Annotated in this window: 17 protein-coding genes; 10 read left to right on the top strand and 7 right to left on the bottom strand. The window is 71.5% G+C overall.

The window, feature by feature from the left end; all coding sequences use genetic code 11:
* Positions 1–31: 31 nt before the first annotated feature.
* The 6 genes from NON00_RS06040 to NON00_RS06015 all read left to right on the top strand — a co-directional run bounded on the left by NON00_RS06040 (position 32) and on the right by NON00_RS06015 (position 5,516).
* On the top strand, positions 32–1,189 hold the full coding sequence (locus tag NON00_RS06040; RefSeq protein WP_256018521.1) for a S9 family peptidase: 1,158 nt from the start codon (positions 32–34) through the stop codon (positions 1,187–1,189).
* Between the two features lie 23 nt (positions 1,190–1,212).
* Entirely contained in the window at positions 1,213–2,184 is a 972-nt protein-coding gene (locus NON00_RS06035) for a VOC family protein (protein WP_256018519.1), read from the top strand.
* Entirely contained in the window at positions 2,181–2,543 is a 363-nt protein-coding gene (locus NON00_RS06030; protein WP_256018516.1) for a Rieske 2Fe-2S domain-containing protein, read from the top strand. The genes NON00_RS06035 and NON00_RS06030 overlap by 4 nt, the downstream gene beginning before the upstream one ends.
* On the top strand, positions 2,540–3,670 hold the full coding sequence (locus NON00_RS06025) for an FAD-dependent oxidoreductase (protein WP_256018514.1): 1,131 nt from the start codon (positions 2,540–2,542) through the stop codon (positions 3,668–3,670). Before NON00_RS06030 ends, NON00_RS06025 begins: the two co-directional genes overlap by 4 nt.
* Position 3,671: 1 nt before the next feature.
* Positions 3,672–4,469, top strand: coding sequence for a cyclase family protein (locus NON00_RS06020; protein ID WP_256018512.1), 798 nt, complete (start codon positions 3,672–3,674; stop codon positions 4,467–4,469).
* A 120-nt stretch (positions 4,470–4,589) separates the two neighbouring features.
* Complete coding sequence (locus NON00_RS06015) at positions 4,590–5,516, top strand: LysR family transcriptional regulator (RefSeq protein ID WP_256018510.1); 927 nt, start codon at positions 4,590–4,592, stop codon at positions 5,514–5,516.
* A gap of 14 nt (positions 5,517–5,530) precedes the next feature.
* Here NON00_RS06015 and cysG read toward each other — a convergent pair whose 3' ends face one another.
* Genes cysG through NON00_RS05995 form a run of 4 tightly spaced genes read right to left on the bottom strand, consistent with a single transcriptional unit; the run spans position 5,531 to position 10,381 of the window.
* Positions 5,531–6,829, bottom strand: a complete 1,299-nt coding sequence (gene cysG, locus NON00_RS06010; RefSeq protein ID WP_256018508.1) for a siroheme synthase CysG — start codon at positions 6,827–6,829, stop codon at positions 5,531–5,533.
* Positions 6,829–8,742: an adenylyl-sulfate kinase gene (gene cysC / locus NON00_RS06005; protein WP_256018506.1), complete on the bottom strand. Its 1,914-nt coding sequence runs from the start codon at positions 8,740–8,742 to the stop codon at positions 6,829–6,831. The genes cysG and cysC overlap by 1 nt, the downstream gene beginning before the upstream one ends.
* 17 nt (positions 8,743–8,759) lie before the next feature.
* On the bottom strand, positions 8,760–9,554 hold the full coding sequence (gene cysD, locus NON00_RS06000) for a sulfate adenylyltransferase subunit CysD (protein WP_256018504.1): 795 nt from the start codon (positions 9,552–9,554) through the stop codon (positions 8,760–8,762).
* Positions 9,554–10,381, bottom strand: a complete 828-nt coding sequence (locus NON00_RS05995; RefSeq protein ID WP_256018502.1) for a phosphoadenylyl-sulfate reductase — start codon at positions 10,379–10,381, stop codon at positions 9,554–9,556. The genes cysD and NON00_RS05995 overlap by 1 nt, the downstream gene beginning before the upstream one ends.
* A gap of 228 nt (positions 10,382–10,609) precedes the next feature.
* Between NON00_RS05995 and NON00_RS05990 the strand changes: the two genes are divergently transcribed.
* Positions 10,610–12,310 carry an NADPH-dependent assimilatory sulfite reductase hemoprotein subunit gene (locus NON00_RS05990; RefSeq protein ID WP_256018500.1) on the top strand — a complete coding sequence of 567 codons (1,701 nt, stop codon included), beginning with the start codon at positions 10,610–10,612 and terminating at the stop codon, positions 12,308–12,310.
* Between the two features lie 8 nt (positions 12,311–12,318).
* The gene (locus tag NON00_RS05985; protein ID WP_256018498.1) at positions 12,319–12,456 is read left to right on the top strand and encodes a hypothetical protein; all 138 of its coding nucleotides are present in this window, start codon (positions 12,319–12,321) and stop codon (positions 12,454–12,456) included.
* Between the two features lie 134 nt (positions 12,457–12,590).
* Here the strand turns inward: NON00_RS05985 and NON00_RS05980 are convergent, their stop codons facing one another.
* Both NON00_RS05980 and NON00_RS05975 read right to left on the bottom strand, forming a co-directional pair.
* Positions 12,591–14,477, bottom strand: a complete 1,887-nt coding sequence (locus NON00_RS05980) for a tannase/feruloyl esterase family alpha/beta hydrolase (RefSeq protein WP_256018496.1) — start codon at positions 14,475–14,477, stop codon at positions 12,591–12,593.
* Between the two features lie 138 nt (positions 14,478–14,615).
* A complete protein-coding gene (locus NON00_RS05975; protein ID WP_256018494.1) occupies positions 14,616–15,974 on the bottom strand; it encodes an MFS transporter in 1,359 nt (452 codons plus the stop codon).
* Positions 15,975–16,204: 230 nt separating this feature from the next.
* On the opposite strand from NON00_RS05975, the gene NON00_RS05970 reads away from it, so the two are divergent.
* Positions 16,205–18,019 carry a CocE/NonD family hydrolase gene (locus NON00_RS05970; protein WP_256018492.1) on the top strand — a complete coding sequence of 605 codons (1,815 nt, stop codon included), beginning with the start codon at positions 16,205–16,207 and terminating at the stop codon, positions 18,017–18,019.
* 70 nt (positions 18,020–18,089) lie between these two features.
* Here NON00_RS05970 and NON00_RS05965 read toward each other — a convergent pair whose 3' ends face one another.
* Positions 18,090–18,767: a GntR family transcriptional regulator gene (locus NON00_RS05965; RefSeq protein ID WP_256018491.1), complete on the bottom strand. Its 678-nt coding sequence runs from the start codon at positions 18,765–18,767 to the stop codon at positions 18,090–18,092.
* 118 nt (positions 18,768–18,885) lie between these two features.
* Between NON00_RS05965 and NON00_RS05960 the strand changes: the two genes are divergently transcribed.
* Positions 18,886–20,088: a CaiB/BaiF CoA-transferase family protein gene (locus tag NON00_RS05960; RefSeq protein WP_256018489.1), complete on the top strand. Its 1,203-nt coding sequence runs from the start codon at positions 18,886–18,888 to the stop codon at positions 20,086–20,088.
* The last annotated feature ends 28 nt before the right edge of the window (positions 20,089–20,116 follow it).

The raw sequence follows: 20,116 nt of genomic DNA, 5'->3' as shown, positions 1-20,116 counted from the left end.
TCATGCTGGCGCGCCATGGAGAGATTGACGCATGTTCCGCTACTTCCCCACCAACTACATCTGGAATCTCTCGGTCGACCTGGCGATCGAGATGGGCGCCCGCATCGGCGAGATCGAGGTGATGTGCGCGCCGCTGCAAGAGGCGGCGAAGGCCCCTGACGCGGCGGGCACGGCGGCTTTCCGCGACACATGGTCGCATATGGCGGAGCGGCTGATCACCCTGGCGGAGGAGGATGAGGCGCAGGGCCGCCTGCTCTCGGCCGGGGAGAAGCTCAATCGCGCCGCGACCTATCTGATCACCTGCGAGCGGTTGCAGGGGCATGGGGCGCCGGGGCGGCTGGAGTTGTATCGCCGCTTCCTGTCCGTCTTCGAGAAGGGCCTGCGGCTCAGTGGCGAGAATGGCCAGCGCGTCGAGATCCCTTACGAAGGCAAGCATCTCTCGGCCCTCTATGTGGCGGCTGAGGGGGTGGAGGGTCCGGCGCCGTTGCTCGTGCAGGTCAATGGCCTGGATTCGACGAAGGAGATGAAATACCGCGTCGGGCTGCCGCACTGGCTGGCGCGGCGGGGCGTGGCCTCGCTGGTGGTGGACCAGCCCGGCACGGGCGAGGCGCTGCGCCTGCACGGCATGACCGCGCGCGTGGATTCCGAGCACTGGGCCAGCGCCATTCTCGACTGGCTGGAGCAGCAGCCGGGGATCGACCCGCGGCGCATCGGGCTGGAGGGGGTTTCGCTCGGCGGCTATTACTGCCCGCGCGCGGTGGCCTTCGAGCCGCGCTTCGCCTGCGGCGTGGTGTGGGGCGCGAATCACGACTGGCGCGCCGTGCAGAAGAAACGGCTGGAGCGCGAGGGCAACTTCCCTGTTCCTCACTACTGGGACCATGTCTGCTGGGTCTGGGGCGCGCGCGACATCCCGGACTTCATGCGCATCGCCGAGCAGGTGCATCTGGATGGCATCCTGGACCGTATCCGCGTGCCCTTTTTGGTCACGCATGGGGAGAAGGACAGCCAGATCCCCCTCGCCTATGCGCAGCGCACCTATGATCAGCTCACCAATAGCCCGAAGCGCACGCTGAAGATCTTCACCGACCGCGAAGGCGGCGTGCAGCACTCGAGCTTCGACAACAGCGCCAATGCCGGTCACTACATCGCCGACTGGGTCGCCGAGACCCTGGGCGGGCGTGTCTCCTGAGCCGGCGAGAAGGAAACACCTCCATGGATATCGTTGGACTCGACAGCCTGGTCTTCGGTGTCGATGACATCGGCGCCTGCGCCACCTTCCTGACGGATTTCGGCCTGACGGCGACTGCGGAGGCGGGCGTCTTCGAGGCGCTGGACGGCACCGCGATCCGTCTGCACCGTCGTGACGACCCGGCCCTGCCGCCCGCGCTGCCGAGCGGCTCGATGCTGCGCGAGACGGTCTATGCGGTTTCCTCCGCCGCCGTGCTGGAGGATATCCGCGCCGAGATATCGCGCGACCGGGTGGTGAGCGAAGGGGCGGATGGCAGCATCGGCTTCACTGACGATGCGGGCTTCGCGCTGCGCTTCCGCACCGACCGGCGCCGCCCCGTGACCCTGCCGGGGGAGCGGGTGAATATTCCCGGCCAGCCGCCGCTGCGCGGCGTGAACGAGCTGGGCGTTTCGCCTGAGGCCGATCTGACGCCGCGCACGCTCTCCCATGTCGTCTACTTCGTCCCGGATTTCGCGCGGGCCGAGGCGTTTTATGCCGAGCGGCTCGGCTTCCGGACGGTGGACCGCTTCACCGATGTCGGCCCCTTCATGCGGCCGGCGGGGACGACGGAGCACCACACGCTGTTCCTGATCCAGACGCCGCCGCAGATGACGGGCATCGAGCATTTCTCGTTCCACATGGCGGGGCCGACGGGCCTGATGCAGGCGGGCGCGCGGCTATCGGCCCGGGGATACCAGACCTTCTGGGGTCCGGGGCGGCACAATATGGGCAGCAACTGGTTCTGGTACTTCAACTGCCCGATGGGCTGCCATGCCGAGTATGACGCGGATATGGACCAGCATGACGACCAGTGGGTGCCGCGAGAGATGCCGCCCGGCCCGGAATCCTCGCAATCCTTCCTGATGCAGCTGCGGCAGAAATGGGCGCCGATGGGGCCGCGCCCGGCGCCGCGCGGCGAGGCCGGGGCAACGGCCCCGGCCGGGGCGGTGGCATGAGCCTGCGCCCGCTCTGCCATATCGGCGATCTCCCGGAAGGCGGCGCGCGGGGTTTCCTCGCCGATTCCATCGGGCAGGACAGCATCTTCCTGCTCCGGCTGGAGGAAAAGGTGGTCGCCTACCGCGATTCCTGCCCGCATATCGAGGGCGCGCGCATGGCGTGGCGCCGGCATGAATATCTCGACGCCGAAGGGCGCCATATCGTCTGCCACGGCCATGGCGCGCTGTTCGATCCGGCCAGCGGCCTCTGCCTGAAAGGCCCCTGCGAGGGCGCCTTTCTGTCGGCCGTGCCGCTCCACATCACCGAGGCGGGCGAGATCCTCGTGGACGCCAGCCATCTCGCCGAGGAGGTTCCATGACGCAGGTTCTCCGCAATGTCCTGATCATCGGCGGCGGCTTCTCCGGCATGGCCGCCGCGCTGGAACTGTCACGCATCGGCGTGGCGGTCGATCTGGTCGAGCTGGACCCGTCCTGGCGGCCCTATGGCGCGGGGATCAGCCTGGGCGGCGCGGCGCTGCGCGCCCTGGCGCGGCTCGGCGTGCTGGAGGATTTCCTGGCGCGGGCCCATGCCGCCGATGGGGTGGAACTGCGCGCGCCCCATGGCACGCCGCTGGCGATGCTGCCGACGCCCCGCCTCGCCGGGCCGGGCGTCCCGGGCGGGGCGGGGGTGATGCGGCCGGTGCTGGCCGGCATCCTGGCCGATGCCCTGCGCCGCAGCACGACGCGCCTCCGCCTCGGCTGCAGCTTCACCGCGCTGGAGGAAGAGGAGGATGGCGTACGGGTCCGCTTCACCGACGGCAGCACGGGCAAATATGATCTCGTGATCGGCGCGGACGGGCTTTACTCGGCGGTCCGCCAGGCGGTGTTCCCCGATGCGCCGAAGCCGCTCTATAGCGGCCAGGGTGTCTGGCGCGCGCTGCTGCCGCGCCTGCCCGGCATCGAGACCACGACGATGTGGATCGGCCCCCGCATCAAGCCGGGCGTGAACCCGGTCTCCGGTACGGAGATGTATCTCTTCATCACCGAGGACCGGGCCACGAATGCGTGGATGGAGCCACAGGGCTTTGTCGCGCATGTCCGTGGACTGCTCGGCGATTTTCCGGACCCCGTGCTGCAGGAGATCCGCGCGCGCCTGGACGAGAAGGCCCAGATCATCTACCGCCCGCTGGAAGGGCTGCTGATGCGCGGGCCCTGGCACAGGGGCCGGGTGGTGCTGATCGGCGATGCGGTGCATGCGACGACGCCGCATCTGGCCTCCGGCGCCTGCATCGGCCTGGAGGATGCCATCGTGCTGGCGGAGGAGGTCGGCCGGGGCGGCCCCCTGACAGAGCTTCTGGCGCGCTTCCAGGCGCGGCGCTGGGAACGCTGCCGCATGGTGGTGGAGAATTCCGCGCGCCTTGGCGAAATCGAGAAGACGGGCGGCGACAAGGCCGAGCATGCGCGCATCATGCGCGAAAGCCTGCACGCCCTGGCGGAGCCGATCTGAGATGGACTTCCCTTCCCCGCGCCGCTTCGTCGATCTCTCCATCTATCTGGAGAACGACATCCTCTCCGACCCCCCGCCCCTGGCGCCGCTCATCCGCTACCAGAGCCATGCCGAGACGGTGCCGGAATTCATGGCCCTGCTGCCCGGCACGAAGCCGGAGGACTTCCCCGAGGGCCAGGCGGCGGCCTCCGAGATCCTCCAGATCACCACGCATAACGGCACGCATCTGGACGCGCCGTATCACTACCACGCCACCATGGATGCGCGCTTCGGCCCGCCCAGGCCGGCGATGACGATCGACGAGGTTCCTCTCGAATGGTGCTTCCAGCCGGGCGTGAAGCTGGATTTCCGGCACCTGCCGGATGGCCATGTCGTCACGCCCGGCGAGGTGGAGGCGGAGCTGCGGCGCATCGGCCATGACCTGCAGCCGCTGGAGATCGTTCTCATCAACACCCGGGCCGGGGCGCGCTATGGCCAGCCGGATTATGTGCAGTCCGGCTGCGGCATGGGGCGGGCGGCGACGCTTTTCCTGCTGGAGCGCGGCGTGCGCGTCGTGGGGACGGATGCGTGGAGCTGGGATGCGCCCTTTTCCCATACCGCGCGGCGCATCGGCGAGACCGGCGATGTCTCGCTGATCTGGGAGGGCCACAAGGCGGGGCGTGAGATCGGCTATTGCCACCTGGAGAAGCTGCACAATCTGGAGGTGCTGCCGCCCGTCGGCTTCCTGGTTTCCTGTTTCCCGCACAAGGTCCGGCGCGGATCGGCCGGCTGGACGCGGGCCGTGGCGATCCTGGGATAGGCGCGCACCCTTGCCGGCCGGCGCGGCGGGCGCGATAGAAGACCCCGAGAAGCCCGCAGAGGGCCGCATCCCCGCCATGCCCGCGCATGGCGGGGTATTGGGGGAGGATCATCACAAACCATGCGCCTGCACAGGCTCGACCTCAATCTGCTGATCGTGCTCGATGCCATCCTGGAGAATGGCAGCGTCAGCCGCACCGCCGAGCAGCTCTTCCTGAGCCAGCCCGCCGTCAGCAACGCGCTGGGCCGGCTGCGCCAGCATTTCGGCGATGAGCTTTTCGTCATGGTCGGGCGGCGGCTGGTGCCCACGCCGATGGCCAGCCATCTGCGCGAGCCGGTGCGGCAATTCCTCGCCCTGTCGCGCGAGATCGCCGCGACACGGCCGCATTTTGATCCGGCCACGGCGGAGCGGCGCTTCACCTTCGTCTGCTCGGACTATATCGCCAGCCTCGTGCTGACGCGCCTCGTCCGCGAGCTGGCGCGGCGCGCGCCGGGGATGGAGGTGCACCACTTCTCCATCACCTCCGAAGCGCTCGCCAAATGCGCCGCCGGGGAATTCGACTTCCTCATCGCCCCCGACCATATCGGCGCCGCCAATCCGCGCTTCCAGCGCCTGTTCACGGAAGAATTCGTGATCATCGCCTGTGCCGGCAACACTGCCCTGCCCCCCCGCATCACCCTTGAGGATTTTCTCCAGCAGCGTCTGGTCAATGCGCGCTTCGGCAATTTCTCCCGCCTGAGCACGGCGGAGGAATTCCTGGCGCAGCACGGCTACCGCGCCCAGAACCGCGTCCTGTGCAGCGGCTTCACGCTGGCCGCGGAAATGGTGATCGGCACGCCGTATCTGGCGCTGGTGCACCGGCGCCACGCGCTCGACCGGATCCGCCACCTGCCGCTGCGCATCATCGAGCCGGACTTCCGGATTCCGCCGATCCACGAGAATCTCTACTGGCGCGCGCCCCTGGACAAGGAGCCCTCGGCGGTGTGGCTGCGGGATTTGATCGAGGAGGTGGCGGCGGAGTTGCGCGCCGTGCCTCTCCTCGCCTGACGGCCGGCGCCTTTTCAGGCCGCAGTGCGGGCACAGGCCTCGCCCAGGATCAGCAGGGCCGGGCCTTCCGTGATCCAGCCGCGCGCCTGGCGGACCACCTCGGAGAAGGGGCCGCGCAGCACGCGCTGCCGCGCCGTGCCGCCCGCCTCGACCAGGGCTGCCGGCCAGGAGGGCGAGCCCCCCGCGGCCACGAAGCCCTCGAACAGGGCCGGCATCGTCGCCAGGCCCATATAGACCGCGATGGTCTGGCCCGGGCGGGTCAGGCTGGCGAAATCGACCTCCAGGCGGCCCTCGCGGGTATGGCCGGTCAGCAGCAGCAGGCTGCGCGCGCAATCGCGGTGGGTCAGCGGCAGCCCCGCCCCCGCCGCGCAGGCCAGCGCGGCGGTGATGCCCGGCACCACGGCGCAGGCCACGCCGGCGGCCTCCAGCGCCTCCTTCTCCTCCCCGCCCCGGCCGAAGACGAAGGGGTCCCCACCCTTCAGCCGCACCACCCGCAACCCCTCCCGCGCGAGGCGGATGAGCAGGGCGTTGATCTCGGGCTGCGGGATGCTGTGGTGGCCCACCGCCTTGCCGACATCGATGCGCCGCGCGTCGCGCCGCGCCATGGCCAGCACCTCGGGCGCCACGAGGCGGTCATGCACCACCACATCGGCCTCCCCCAGCAGGCGCAGGGCGCGCAGGGTCAGCAGATCCGCCGCACCAGGGCCGGCGCCCACCAGATGCACCATGCCGGGCGGCGCCACCTCCGCCGCCGCCAGCGCGGCGTGGAAGGCGGCCTCCGCCTCCGCCTCGCGCCCCGCCTCGGCCAGCGCGGCGGGGGTGCCGGTCAGCACCCCGTCCAGGAAGCGCCGCCGCGCCGCCAGATCCGGCAGCCTCGCCCGCAGCGCCGCCTGGAAGCGCCCGGCCAGCGCCGCCACCCGGCCGAGCCCGGGCGAGAGCAGCGCCTCGATGCGCTGGCGGATCATCCGCGCCAGCACCGGCGCCGCCCCCCCGCTGCCAATGGCGATGGTGATCGGGTCACGGTCGACGATGGCGGGGGTGATGAAGCCGCACAGCTCCGGCCGGTCCACCACATTCACCGGGATGCCGCGGGCGCGGCAGGCCTCCGAGAGGGCGCGCAGATCCTCCTCCGGCGCCCCGGCGGCACAGGCCAGGGCGATGCCCTCCAGCAGCCCGGGCGTGAAGCGCGCCGCGTGGCGCGGCCGCGCCCCGGCCGAGGCGAGCAGCGCCGCCTTGGCCTCCAGCGCCTCACCGGCGCCGAGCAGCAGCACCGGGCGGTCGCGCAGGTCGAGGAAGATCGGGAAATGACGCATCAGCGTGGTTCATCCGGTACGACAAAGGCGTCATGGCTGTAGCGCACCAGCGCGGCCAGCGCCTCCTCCACGTTCAGCGCGGCGGTATCGACCACCAGCGCCGGCGCGGCCGGCACCTCATAGGGGGCGGAAATGCCGGTGAAATCGGCCAGCTGGTCGCGCCGCGCCTTGCGGTAGAGCCCCTTCGGGTCGCGCGCCTCGCAGGTGGCGAGATCAGCCTTCACATGCACCTCGTGGAAATCCTCGCCCACCACCTGCCGCGCCAGCGCCCGGTGGCTGGCCAGCGGCGAGATCAGCGCGACGATGACGATCAGCCCCGCATCGGCCAGCAGCCGCGCCACCTCCGCCGTGCGCCGCGTGTTCTCGCGCCGGTCCTCCTCGCGGAAGCCGAGGTCGCGGTTCAGCCCCTGGCGGATATTGTCGCCATCCAGCACATAGGCTTGGCGGCCCTGGTCGGTGAGGGCGCGCAGCAGCCGCATGGCCAGCGTGCTCTTGCCCGAGCCGGGCAGCCCCGTCAGCCACAGCACCCCGCCGCGATGGGCATTGGCGCGGGCGCGCTCGGCGCGCGTCACCGGCGCGTCCACGGCGGTCAGCTCCAGCGCCTGCTCCGGCAGCGCCTCGACGATGAAGCCGCCGGCCACGCGGTGGCCGCGCACCAGCACGCCCCGCCCGGTGCGCGGGCTGTCGGCATAGCTGTCGATCGCCAGTGGCCGGCGCGCGCGCAGCCGCGCCCGCCCCACCCCGTTCTGCGGCAGGAAGGTGGCGCTGCTCGCCGTCAGCGTCTGCACGTCGATCACCGCCTCGATCGCCTCGACGGTCACGCGCTGCTCGCTGGTGCCATGGCGCAGCGAGAGCCGGTCCCCCTCGCGCAGCGGCTCGCGGTCCAGCCAGAAGAGCTGCACCGTGGCCACATGGCTCTCGCGCGGGGCCGTGGCGGGATGCGCCGCCACCACGCCGCGCTCGACGAAGACATCCTCCGCGAAGCGCAGCGCCACGCTCTCCCCCGTGCCGGCGGAGAGGCGCGGCTGCCGGCCGTTCCAGACCTCGATGGCGGCGATGCGCGCCTCCTGCCCGCCGGGGGTGAAGCGCAGCCGCTCCCCCACCGCGAGCCGCCCGCTCTCGACGCGGCCGACGATGATGCGCTGCTCCCCCTGGCGGTAGACATCCTGCACCGGCAGGCGCAGCGGCGCCTCCGCCGCCGCCTCGCGCGGGCGGAAGGCATCCAGCGCCTCCACCAGCGTCGGGCCCTGGTACCAGCCGAGATGCGGGCCGCGCGCCAGGAGGTTGTCGCCATGCCGGGCGGAGAGCGGCAGGATGGCCGTGGGCGCCAGCCCGAGCCCGGCGAGCCAGCCGCGCAGCTCCGCCTCCAGCGCCGCGAAGCGCGCCGCGTCATGGCCCACGAGGTCGATCTTGTTGACGGCGACCGCCACCTGGCGCAGCCCGAGCAGGCTCAGCAGGTAGCCATGGCGGCGCGTCTGCTCGCAGATGCCGGCGCGGGCATCGACCACCAGCACCGCGGCCTCGGCCGCCGCCGCGCCGGTCACCATGTTGCGCAGGAACTCGGCATGGCCCGGCGCGTCGATGATGGCATAGCGCCGCAGCGCCGTGCTGAACCAGATCTGCGCCGCATCCACGGTGATGCCCTGGTCGCGCTCCACCTGGAGGCTGTCGAGCAGGAAGGAATATTCGAGATCCAGCCCGCGCCGCGCCGAGATGGCGCGCAGCTGGGCGATGCGCTCGGCCGGCAGCGCGCCGGTATCGTGCAGCAGCCGCCCGATCAGCGTGGACTTGCCGTGATCGACATGGCCGACCACGACGATGGGAAAGGCGCGCGCCGTGCCGCCCGGCGGGGCGCCCGCCGGCTCGCCCGGCATGTCACCGGGGTGGGGCGGGGGGATCAGGCCATCGGTCATCGCCGTGCCGCCCCCGCTCACAGATAGCCGCCGCTGCGCAGGCGCTCGAAGGCGTCCTCGCCTTCATGGTCCATCGCCCGGCCGGCGCGCTCCGGCGCGCGGGTGGCGCGCAGCTCGGCCAGGATGGCGGGGATGTCCGATGCCTCGCTGGCGATGGGGAAGGTGATGCCGATCTCGCCGAGCGAGCGGTAGCGCTGCCCCTGCCGCGCGAAATAGAGCGGGCAGACGGGGATGTTCTCGCGCTCGATGTAGCGCCACACATCGATTTCCGTCCAGTGCAGCAGCGGGTGGACGCGCACATGCGTCCCCGGCGGGAAGTCGAGGTTGAAGAGATCCCAGAATTCCGGCGGCTGCTCGCGCACGTCCCAGGCATTGTCCTCGCCGCGCGGGGAGAAGACGCGCTCCTTGGCGCGCGTCGCCTGCTCGTCGCGGCGGATGCCGGCGATCAGCCCGTTGAAGCCATAGCGGGTGACGGCCTGCTGCAGCCCGTGCGTCTTGCGCGCGGCCAGGCGTGAGGCGGGCGGCAGGGCGGGGTCCACCGCCTCGATCGGCGGGCAGGGGTCGTCGATCAGTGTCAGGCCCCATTCGCGCGCGTAGCGGTCGCGGAACTCATAGACCTCGGGGAATTCCAGGCCGGTGTCGAGATGCACCACGGGGAAGGGCACACGGCCGAGGAAGGCCTTGCGCGCCAGCCAGATCATCACGTTGGAATCCTTGCCCAGCGACCACAGCATGGCCAGCGGGCGCAGGCGGCTATAGGCCTCGCGCAGGATATAGAGGCTTTCGGCTTCAAGCTGGTCCAGATCGTCCATCAGACGGGATCTTTCCGTATCGGGCTGGGAGCGCGCGGCATCGCGGGGCGGTGGATGCCGCATTCGGTCTTGTCCTGTCCGCGCCAGCGCCCGGCGCGCTGGTCCTCGCCGGGGGCGACGCGGCTGGTACAGGGCTGGCAGCCGATCGAGGGATAGCCGCGCGCCACCAGCGGATGCGCCGGCAGGGCATGGGCGCGCCGGTAGGCCTCGATCCGCGCCGCGTCCCAGTCGGCCAGCGGGGCGATGCTCACCTTGCCGCCGGGCGTCGCCTCGGCCAGGGGCAGGGCCGCGCGGGTGGCGGACTGGAAGCGCTTGCGCCCGTTGATCCAGGCGGTGAAGCCGGCCAGGGCGGCATCGAGCGGCGCCACCTTGCGCAGGGCGCAGCAGCGGTCCGGCGCCGCCGCCCAGAGGCCGCCCAGCGCATCCTCCCGCGCCAGCGCCCGCGGATCGGGCCGCAGGCTGCGCAGGCCGCGCAGGCCGAGCCGCGCCGCCAGCGCGTCGCGATAGGCCAGGGTTTCCGGGAAGAGCCGCCCCGTCTCCAGGAAGAGCACCGGCAGGGCCGGGTCCAGCCCCGCCACCAGATGCAGCAGCACGGCCGAATCCGCCCCGAAGGAGGAGACCACCGCCAGCCGGCCGGGGAAGCGCGCCAGCAGCCAGGCGATGCGCCCCGCCGCATCGCGCGGGCGCAGCGCGGCCTCGGCCTCCGCCGCCAGACACTGCGCCTCCTGGTATGCCGCCTCCTGGCACAGCGCCGCCGGCCCCTGCGCATCCAGGGCGGGGGGTGGGGCGGCGGGGCAGCAGCCGGGGATGGTGGGGACGTCGGACATGGTGAGCCTGGGCAGGACTGCGCGGCAATTCACCCTCAGATAGACCCATAAAAATACAAAGCAACAATTTTTATGGTGAAAATGGGACGCGCGCCGCGCCCCTGTTGCCGCCATGCCACAGCGCGGCCCAGACCTAAACGGTGTGAGGGCGCGTGAAATGGGGATTGAAATGACGATAATTTTTAGTGTTTAAATGCCGCCCCTCTTTCCGCCCGCATGGACACCGTCATGGACGCCTCCCCCAAGCTTTCCGGCGCCGAGCACATCAAATCCGGCAGCCAGCGCCTGCGCGGCCGGATCGGCGAGGAGCTGGCGGCCGGGGCAGCGCCAGGGGGGGCGGCGCCGGGCGGGGTTTCGGAAGAAACCTACACGCTGCTGAAATTCCACGGCACTTATGAGCAGTATGACCGGGATACCGCCACTCCGCGCAAGCAGGCCGGGCTGGACAAGGAATGGGGCTTCATGGTGCGCGTCCGCTGCCCGGCCGGCCGGCTCACCGCCGCGCAATGGCTGGTGCTGGACGAACTGGCGGACCGCCATGGCGATGGCACGCTGCGCCTCACCACGCGCCAGGGCGTGCAGTTCCACGGCGTGGCGCGCGGCGCGGTCAAGCCGCTGATCGCCGCCATCAACCACGCGCTGATGACGACGCTCGCCGCCTGTGGCGATGTGGTGCGCAATGTCGTCACAAGCCCGGCGCCCCGGCATGACGCGGTGCAGGCGCGGCTGGAGGCGGAGGCCATCCGCCTCTCCTCCGCCCTGCTGCCGCGCAGCCGCGCCCATCACCAGATTTTCCTCGACGAGGAGAGCGCGGCCGGGTCCGCGCCGGAGGAGGAGCCGCTCTACGGCCCCACCTACCTGCCACGGAAGTTCAAGATCGGCCTCGCCCATCCCGGCGACAACACGCCCGACCTGCTGACGCATGATCTCGGCTTCCTCGCCGTGGTGGAGGGGGGCGAGGTCACCGGCTGGATCGTCACCGTGGGCGGTGGCATGGGCATGACGCACAACAAGCCCGCCACCTATCCGCGCCTCGCCGACCCCATCGCGCGGATCGGCCGGGACGAGGTGCTGGAGGTGGCGGAAGCCGTGGTCCGCCTCGCCCGCGACCATGGCGACCGCGCCGACCGCAAGCATGCCCGGCTGAAATACGTGGTGGCCGAGCGCGGGGTGGCATGGGTGCGGGAGAGGCTCTCGGCCGATCTCGGCCGCCCGCTGGAGGCGCCGGGGCCGCTGCCGCCGCTCGCCGTGCCGGAGCTGCTGGGTTGGCACCCGCAGGGCGATGGGCGGTGGTGGCTGGGCCTGCCCATCCCGGCCGGGCGGATCGCCGGCGGGCTGCGGCAGGTGCTGCGCGAGGCCATCCGCCGCTTCGGCGCCGACCCCGTGGCCACGCCGCAGCAGGACCTGCTGCTGACCAATATCGCCACGGCCGACCGCGCCGCGCTGGAGGCCCTGCTGCGCGAGGGCGGGGTGGTGCTGGCGGAGGATCTGACGCCGCTGGCGCGCTGGGCGCTGGCCTGCGTGGCGCTGCCCACCTGCGGCCAGGCCCTGGCCGAGGGCGAGCGGGTGCGGGGGCAGGTCGTGGCTGATCTGGAGCGCGTCCTGGCCCGGCACGGTCTGGCGGGGGAGCGGCTGAGCCTGCGCATCACCGGCTGCCCGAATGGCTGCGCCCGGCCTTATGGCGGGGAGATCGGCGTGGTGGGCCGCGCCCCGGGCCTTTACGTGCTGTATCTGGGCGGTGATTTCGAGGGGACGCGCCTGTCCTTCCCGGTGGCCGACAAGGTGCGGCTGGCCGAGGTGGCGGAGACGCTGGAGCCTGCCCTGGCCGCCTGGGCGCGGCAGCGCGGCGCGGGGGAAGGGTTCGGGGATTTCTGCCTTCGCCTCGGGCAGGCGCCGTTGCAGGCGCTGCTGCGCGGCGTGCCGGCCTGAGCGCCGCCATGCCTCCCGCCCTGTTGTGGCGGCACCGGCTGCGGCGCTGGCGGCGGGATGCGGATCTCGCCCTGTGGCTGGCGGCGTTGCTCAGCCTCGCCCTGCTGGGGCTGGTGGCCAGCCTGCCCTGGCTGGCGGGGCGGTGAGAGGGAACCTCGCCCGCAAACGCCCCGGCCAGAAGGAGTCCCCCTGCCCCCACCACCCAAAACGGGTTTCCAAAGGCCTCAGGCCTTTGGTGGGGAGAGTTTGAGAGGGGCAAAGCCCCTCTCAAGACGCGGCCTTAGCGGTCGCGGAAGGCGTAGGGGCGGAAGAACGCTGCGCCCAGCCAGTCCGGCAGGGTGACGGCGCCGAGCGGCGGGCCGCGGTGGTAGCTGGCGGCGCTGTTGACGTCCCTCCGCCCGTCATGGGCGGCGACGAAGGGATAGGGATAGACTGGCCGCGTCCGGTCCGGCGCCACGGCCATATCCGGGGCGCCCTGTGGCGGCAGGCCGGCGGGGGGCTGGCCCATCATGCCACTGTGAATCATGCCACTGGGCCGGCCCGGAGGCGGCGGCATCATCCCGCCCGCCATGCCCTGGGGCGGCGGCCCGGCCGGAGGCGCGCCGCCCGGGCCGCCCGGCATCCCCCCCGGCTGGCCGAAGCTGTTGCGCTGGCCGGGCTGCGCCTGCCGCGTGACGAGGGCATCCGGCGCCTGCCCGCGCTCCACCCAGGCCATCATCGGGGTCAGCAGGTCGAGCAGGCTCGGCCCCTCCCCACCCGAGCAGTGGTAGACGCCGGGCAGCAGATAGAGCCGCTCGAAGCCCTCCGCCTTCTCCTCGCCCAGGAAGCCGCGCAGCGCCTGATGATAGGCGATGCTGTTGAGCGGCGAGATATGCGGGTCCGCGAGGCCGTGCCAGAGGATCAGCTTGCCGCCCCGCGCGGCGAAGGCGGAGAGATCCGGGTTGGTCGCGTCATACAGCGCATGGCGCGGGCGCAGCCGGTCGAAGGTGGCGCGGTCGAAGCGCAGATCGGAGAGCTGGAAGCCCGCCGGCGGGTTCACCTCAAAGGCGAGGTCGCGCAGCACGCCGAGGGAAATCATCGGGCTCATCGTGAAGGGCCGTTCGGCCGAGACCGGCACATAGACCCCCGCCCAGGCGAGTTCCGAGCCCGGCAGCGGGCCGCCGACCGTCAGGCGCTGCCCCGTCGCGGGGTCGCGCGGGCCTTCGTAGAATTTGCGCGCCACCTCGGCCTCGGCGGCGGTCAGGCAGGTGTTGTCCCCCTGGCGCTGCCCCGGCGGGCAGAGCAGCAGGGTGGGATCGACATGGCAGAGCGCGGGGGCGGAGACCAGCCCGTCCTCCTGCCCGTCCAGCGCATCGCATTGCGCCAGCACGGCCCTGTGCAGCACCGGCAGCCGCGCGGCGGTCAGGATGGGCTTGCCATCGGCGCCGGTATTGGCGCGCGCCTGCCAGGCGTGGAAAATGGCGTTCTGCAGCTGGAAGTTCAGCGCGGCGGCGCCGGCGATGATGCCGTCGAAATCCTCCGGGAAGCGCTGCGCCTCCATCAGCGCCTCGCGCCCGCCATCGGAGCAGCCGCTGAAATAGGAATAGGCCGGGCCACGGCCATAGAAGGCGGCGGTGATCTGCTTCGCCGCCAGGGCCGTCAGGTGCTGGGCGCGCCAGGCGAAATCGGCGCGCTGCTGCGGGTCGCGGCCAAAGGCGCTGTCATTGCCCTGGTGCCCCATATCCGTGGCGGCGATGACGAAGCCGCCGGCCTGAAGGGTCGCGCAGCCATCGGCGGCACCCACCATCGTGCCAGCCCGGCCACAGAGGCCGCCACAGCCGATCTGCAGATAGCGCTGCGTCCAGCTGCGCAGCGGCAGCGTCACCTGGAAGCCGATGGCGGGCGCCAGCACGCCCTGCACCGCGCAGACCGCGACGCCATCGCGCAGTGCCTCGCTCACCGTGGCGACATGGCTGCCGGCGCCGCCGATACCGGTGAGATCCACCTGCCCCAGCGCGGCGCAGCCCTGCTGCGGCGTGAGCACCGCGAGATCGGCGATGGGCGGCGTGACCTGCACGTTGGCGCTGGCAGAGGCGCTGGCGGCGGGCGCCGGCGGCGCGCAGGCCAGCAGGGACGGGAGGAGGAGAAACGGCGCGAGGCGCCGGATTCCCCAGTTCAGGAAAGGCATGTTGCGCACCCTGGAAAGACGGTGGGTGGGATGGGGGCCGCGCCTTAGCATGCCGCCCGTGGCGGGCTGAAGCCGCCGTAACACTTGCTTGCACAAGGCCGGCCGGCGCGGCGGGCCTTGTCTTCATTGCAGTCCTGCTCAGGAACCCGTGGCGGCGACCTGCCGTGGCGCTGCCGGGGCGCCGCCCGCCGGATAGAAGAATTGCTTGGCCAGCAGGGCACTTCCCGCGATCAGGCCGGGAATGGCGACCACCCAGAAAATACCGGTCAGCGACATCTGCGCCCGCGCCAGCTCGGCCACCAGGAAGGAGCCGGCGATGCCGCCGAAGCGCCCGAGGCCCAGCATCCAGCTCACCCCCGTGGCGCGGCCCTCGGTGGGGTAGAATTCCGCGGCGAGGGCCGGCAGCGAGGACTGCGCCGCGTTCACCAGCGTGCCGGCCGAGAAAACGGCGCAGACCAGCAGCGTGAGATGGCCGGTGACCATGCCCACCACGGCCACCGCCGCAGCCGCCAGGGCGAAGCCCGCGGCGACGATGCGGTTGGGGTTGAAACGGTCCATCAGCCAGCCGACGAAGATGGCGCCGATGCCGCCGAGCTGGAACAGCGCCGCCACCATCGCCGCCGTCGCCGGCTGCATCCCGGCATCGCCGAACAGCACGGGCATCCAGTTGACCAGCGCGTAGATGATGACCAGCCCCATGAAATAGGCCAGCCAGAGCGAGACCGAGCCGAGCGCGTAGCGGCGCGACAGCACGAGGCGGATGCCGCCCGAGGCGGCGGGCCCGGCCTCGGCGAGGACGAAGCGCGTGGCCTGCCGCGCCTCGGGCCCGATACGGCCGAGGATGGCGCGGATGGCCTCCGCCGGCTTCTGCTTCAGCACCATGTAGCGGATGGATTCCGGCAGCGCGGCGATCATGACGAGCACCAGCGCGAGCGGCGCCACCCCGCCCAGCACGAAGACGCTGCGCCAGCCCCATTGCGGGATCATCCAGGCCGCCAGGAAGCCGCCCAGCGCGCTGCCCAGCGGGAAGCCGCAGAACATCGAATTGACGATGAAGGCGCGGCGCGGGCGGGGCGCATACTCGCTCATCAGCGTCGCCGCGTTCGGCATCGCCGCGCCGAGGCCGACGCCGGTGATGAAGCGCCAGAGGACGAGATGCTCAATCGTGCCCGACCAGGCGCTGAGCAGGCTGGCGAGGCCGAAGATGCCGACGGCCAGGATGAGGATCATCCGCCGCCCGATGCGGTCCGCCACGGGGCCCGACAGCAGCGCGCCGCAGGCGAGGCCGAACAGCGCGGCGCTCAGCACCGGCGCCAGGGCGGGGCGCGCGATGCCCCATTCCTTCACCAGCGAGGGCGCGACGAAACCGATCATCGCCGTGTCGAAACCGTCGAGCAGGACGATGCAGAAGCACAGGACGAAAACCAGCTTCTGCAGCGCCGAGAACGGCCTGGTGTCGACGAAGCCCTGGATCTCCAGGTGCCGTCCCACTTCCATGGATGCTTCTCCCACACGGCCCGTTCCCGCGCCTTCCCGCATGGGGGGAGGCGCATGCCGTGGCCAGATGGCAGCCATGTAGCGTGCCGGGGGGCGCGGCGATTTATACAAATTTCCCGGCCACTCATAGCTTCCCGGCATAGCTCGGGCGGCGGCGCGGGCGTAGATCTCTCCCGCCCCGCAGCCCTTGCCCCGGCCGCGGATGCCCCAGCCAGGACGGACGCCCCGCCATGCGACGCACCGAGCACATGATCCCCTGCCGCGACGGCGTGCGGCTGGCCACCGATGTCTATCTGCCCGAAGGCGCCGGGCCTTTCCCCGTCATTCTGGAGCGCACGCCTTATGGCAAGCGCGAGGCCTCGCGCTCCGAGCGCACGGCGGCCGATCCACGCCCGGCTTCGCGCGAGGCGATCGCCGCCGGCTTCACCGAGGCCGGCTATGCCGTCGTCTACCAGGATTGCCGGGGCCGCTACGGCAGCGAGGGCCAGTTCGAGAAATACCTGGCCGATGGCGCGGATGGCTATGACTGCTGTGCCTGGCTCGTCGCCCAGCCCTGGTGCAATGGGCGGATCGGCACCATGGGCCTGTCCTACGCCGCGCATACCCAGGCGGCGATGGGCTGCCTCGCCCCGCCCGGCCTCGCCGCGCAGATCCTCGATTCCGGCGGCTTTTCCGATGCCTGGAATGGTGGCATCCGGCGCGGCGGCGCCTTCGAACTGAAGCAGGCCACATGGGCCTTCAACCAGGGCCGCCTCGCCCCGGAGACGCGGGCGGACCCGGTGCGCGCCGCCGCCTTCGCGGCGGAGGATCTGGCGGGCTGGTTCACCCGCTTCCCCTGGAAGCCCGGCCATTCCCCGGTGCGCCACGCGCCCGATTACGAGGCCTATCTCTTCGAGCAGTGGCAGGCGGGGGAATTCGGACCGAACTGGCAGCGCCTCGGCCTTTATGCGCGCGGCTGGCACGACCGCTATGCGGATGTGCCGATGGTCCACATGTCCTCCTGGTACGACCCCTATCCGCGCACGGCCACGGAGAATTTCCTTGGCCTGCGGGCGGCGGGGCGGGGGCGGCCCTCGCTGATCCTCGGGCCCTGGACGCATGGCAACCGCAGCCAGACGGCCTTTGGCGAGGTGGAGTTCGGCCCCGCCGCCACGATCGATTCCTGGGCCGGGGACTGGCGCGCCTTCCGCCGCCGCTTCTTCGACCACTGGCTGAAGGGCATCGCCAATGGCGTGGGGGAGGAGCCGCGCGTGCGCGTCTTCGTCATGGGCGGCGGCTCGGGGCGGAAGAATGCCGAGGGCCGGCTGGAGCATGGCGGCTCCTGGCGGGAGGCGGAGGACTGGCCCCTGCCGGGCACGCGCTTCACCGCGCTGCACCTGCATGGCGATGGCCGGCTGGACGCCGCCCCGCCGCCGGGCAGCGCCGCGCCGCTGCGCTGGCTCTCCGACCCGGCGCGGCCGGTGCCGACGGTTGGCGGCGCCATCACCTCGATGGAGCCGCTGCTCGGCGGCGGCCCTTACGACCAGCGCGAAAGGGAGGGCATGTTCGGCCATCGCCCGCCTTATCTGCCGCTGGCCTCACGCGCCGATGTGCTGGTCTTTGAAACCGCGCCGCTGGCGCGCGACCTCACCGTGATCGGCCCTGTCACCGCCGTGCTTTACGTGGCCTCGGATGCGCCGGACACCGACATCACCGCGAAGCTGATCGATGTGCACCCGCCCAGTACCGACTACCCGCATGGCTTCGCGATGAATCTGTGCGAGGGCATCCTGCGCCTGCGCTACCGGCGCGACCCCGCCACCCCCGTGCCGATGGTGCCGGGCCAGGTGGAGAGGATCACTGTCGAGCTGTTCCCGACGGCCAATCTGTTCAAGGCCGGGCACCGGCTGCGGCTGGACATCGCGTCCAGCGAGTTCCCGCATTACGACCTCAACCCCCAGACCTATGAGCTGGAGGGGGCGTGGCGGCGGATGCGGGTGGCGGAGAACACGCTGTGCGTCGATGCCGCGCACCCCTCCCAGGTGATCCTGCCCGTGCTCGCATAATCTTCTAAAATTATATTTTACTGTAAAAGTTTTTTGGTTCTTTTTTCCAAAAAAGAACCCTTCTTTTTCTCTATCCGTCCGCCAGTGACTCCAACCACCGCCGCTTCCCCCCCAGGGCGACATGGGCTTCCCCCAGGGCGCGGGCGCGGGGCGCATCCCCGGCGGTGATGGCGGCGAGCATGGCGGCGTGCTCGGCATTGCTCTCGCGCATCCGCTCCGGGCGGGTGAGGGAGCGCTGCCGCGCCAGATGGCTTTCCTTCAGCAGCAGCCCGTAGAGCGTGGCGGCGCGCTGGTGCCCGGCGGCTTCCCGGAGCGCCTCATGAAAGGCGAGGTTGAGCGCGTAATAGCCGGCGGCATCCCCCGCCGTGGCGGCCGCGTCCATCGCCGCCACCTGGGCCGCGAGGCGTTGCAGCAGCGCGGCGGGCAGGGTGCCGGCGGCCTGCCGCTCCGCCAGCCGGGCGAGGATGAAGCCCTGGAGCAGGGCGCGCATGTCGTAGAGCTCGGCCAGTTCCACGGGGTCCGGCCGGCGGACGCTCATGCCCTGGCCGGCGGGGCCGGCGGTGACCAGCCCGTCCCGCTCCAGCGCGCGCAGCGCCTCGCGCAGCGGCCCGCGCGAGAGGCCGAGCCGGGCGGCCAGGGCCACTTCATTCAACCGGCTGCCCGGCGCCAGCTCGCCCGAGAGGATGAGGTTTTCCAGCGCCGCGCGCGCGCGGTCGGAGAGGGAGGGCTGGGGGGTGGCGCTGTCCATGCGGGGGTTTCCCTACACCGTGCGGCGCGGGGGCGGCAAGAACTGTCAACAGCCTGTTGACAGCATGATTGACAGATTGGCCGGGCAGGACCAGCCTGCGCCCGCGGAGGAGAACCCAATGACCGACCAGCCCGGCCCGGAGGCGCCCCACGGCGCCCTGTCCCGCTTCACCGTGCTCGACCTCACCCGCGTCCGCTCCGGCCCCACCTGCGTGCGGCAGCTGGCGGATTGGGGCGCGCGGGTCATCAAGATCGAAATGCCGGAAGGGCTGGACCAGGGCGACCCGATGGGCGGCCCGCGCGAGGGGCCGGATTTCCAGAACCTCCACCGCAACAAGCGCGGCCTGACGCTCAACCTCAAATCGCCGGAGGGGGTGGCGCTGCTGAAGGCCCTGGCCCGCCAGGCCGATGTGGTGGTGGAGAATTTCCGCCCCGATGTGAAGGACCGGCTGGGCATCGGCTATGCCGCGCTCGCGGCGGAGAATCCGCGCCTCGTCTATGCCTCCATCTCCGGCTTCGGGCAGGATGGGCCCTATGCCCAGCGCCCGGGCTTCGACCAGATCGCCCAGGGCATGGGCGGGCTGATGTCGATCACCGGCCTGCCGGGGCAGGGTCCGGTGCGCGTGGGCATTCCCATCGCCGATCTCTGCGCCGGGCTGTTCGCCGCGCAGGGCATCCTGGTGGCGCTGCTGGAGCGCGCGGTGTCGGGCCAGGGACAATGGGTGCAGACCTCGCTGCTCCAGGCCCAGGCCTTCATGCTGGATTTCCAGGCGGCGCGCTGGCTCCAGGCGGGGGAGGTGCCGCGGCAGGCCGGCAACAACCACCCCACCAGCATCCCCACCGGCGTCTTCCGCACGGCGGATGGGCATATCAACATCGCCGCCACGGGGGATGCCATCTGGCGCCGCTTCGCCCTGGCCGTCGGCGCGCCGGAATGGCTGGAGGATCCGCGCTTCCAGGGCACCGCCGCGCGCTCGGCCAACCGCGACGCGCTGAATGCGCTGATCGACGCGAAGATCGCCGCGCGCGGCAGCGCGGAATGGGTGGCGGCGCTCAACGAGGCCGGTGTCCCGGCCGGGCCGATCTATGCCATCGACGAGATGTTCGCGGACCCGCAGGTGCGCCATCTCGGCATCGCCACCACGCTGGATGATGGCGCCCGCCGGCAGAGCTATGTGGCCCAGCCCATGACGCTCTCGCGCACGCCGAGCCGCATCGCCAGCCATCCCCCCGGCCTCGGCGAGCATTCCGCCGAGATCCTGCGCGAGGCCGGCTATTCGGATGAGGCGATCGCGGGCCTGCGGGCCCGCCAGGTGATCTAGCCCCGCCCCCGCGACGGATGCCCCAGGA

The organism is Roseomonas sp. GC11, assembly GCF_024437745.1.
In the GTDB taxonomy this organism is placed as follows: domain Bacteria; phylum Pseudomonadota; class Alphaproteobacteria; order Acetobacterales; family Acetobacteraceae; genus Pseudoroseomonas.
The sequence above is the reverse complement of the archived record's forward strand: the minus strand, read 5'-3'. Positions and strand labels throughout refer to the sequence as shown.

Bases quoted from the DNA above. Each gene is read 5' to 3' on its own strand.
- NON00_RS06040 (WP_256018521.1), top strand. From the start codon at position 32: ATGTTCCGCTACTTCCCCACCAACTACATCTGGAATCTCTCGGTCGAC.
- NON00_RS06035 (WP_256018519.1), top strand. From the start codon at position 1,213: ATGGATATCGTTGGACTCGACAGCCTGGTCTTCGGTGTCGATGACATC.
- NON00_RS06030 (WP_256018516.1), top strand. From the start codon at position 2,181: ATGAGCCTGCGCCCGCTCTGCCATATCGGCGATCTCCCGGAAGGCGGC.
- NON00_RS06025 (WP_256018514.1), top strand. From the start codon at position 2,540: ATGACGCAGGTTCTCCGCAATGTCCTGATCATCGGCGGCGGCTTCTCC.
- NON00_RS06020 (WP_256018512.1), top strand. From the start codon at position 3,672: ATGGACTTCCCTTCCCCGCGCCGCTTCGTCGATCTCTCCATCTATCTG.
- NON00_RS06015 (WP_256018510.1), top strand. From the start codon at position 4,590: ATGCGCCTGCACAGGCTCGACCTCAATCTGCTGATCGTGCTCGATGCC.
- cysG (WP_256018508.1), bottom strand. From the start codon at position 6,829: ATGCGTCATTTCCCGATCTTCCTCGACCTGCGCGACCGCCCGGTGCTG.
- cysC (WP_256018506.1), bottom strand. From the start codon at position 8,742: ATGACCGATGGCCTGATCCCCCCGCCCCACCCCGGTGACATGCCGGGC.
- cysD (WP_256018504.1), bottom strand. From the start codon at position 9,554: ATGGACGATCTGGACCAGCTTGAAGCCGAAAGCCTCTATATCCTGCGC.
- NON00_RS05995 (WP_256018502.1), bottom strand. From the start codon at position 10,381: ATGTCCGACGTCCCCACCATCCCCGGCTGCTGCCCCGCCGCCCCACCC.
- NON00_RS05990 (WP_256018500.1), top strand. From the start codon at position 10,610: ATGGACGCCTCCCCCAAGCTTTCCGGCGCCGAGCACATCAAATCCGGC.
- NON00_RS05985 (WP_256018498.1), top strand. From the start codon at position 12,319: ATGCCTCCCGCCCTGTTGTGGCGGCACCGGCTGCGGCGCTGGCGGCGG.
- NON00_RS05980 (WP_256018496.1), bottom strand. From the start codon at position 14,477: ATGCCTTTCCTGAACTGGGGAATCCGGCGCCTCGCGCCGTTTCTCCTC.
- NON00_RS05975 (WP_256018494.1), bottom strand. From the start codon at position 15,974: ATGGAAGTGGGACGGCACCTGGAGATCCAGGGCTTCGTCGACACCAGG.
- NON00_RS05970 (WP_256018492.1), top strand. From the start codon at position 16,205: ATGCGACGCACCGAGCACATGATCCCCTGCCGCGACGGCGTGCGGCTG.
- NON00_RS05965 (WP_256018491.1), bottom strand. From the start codon at position 18,767: ATGGACAGCGCCACCCCCCAGCCCTCCCTCTCCGACCGCGCGCGCGCG.
- NON00_RS05960 (WP_256018489.1), top strand. From the start codon at position 18,886: ATGACCGACCAGCCCGGCCCGGAGGCGCCCCACGGCGCCCTGTCCCGC.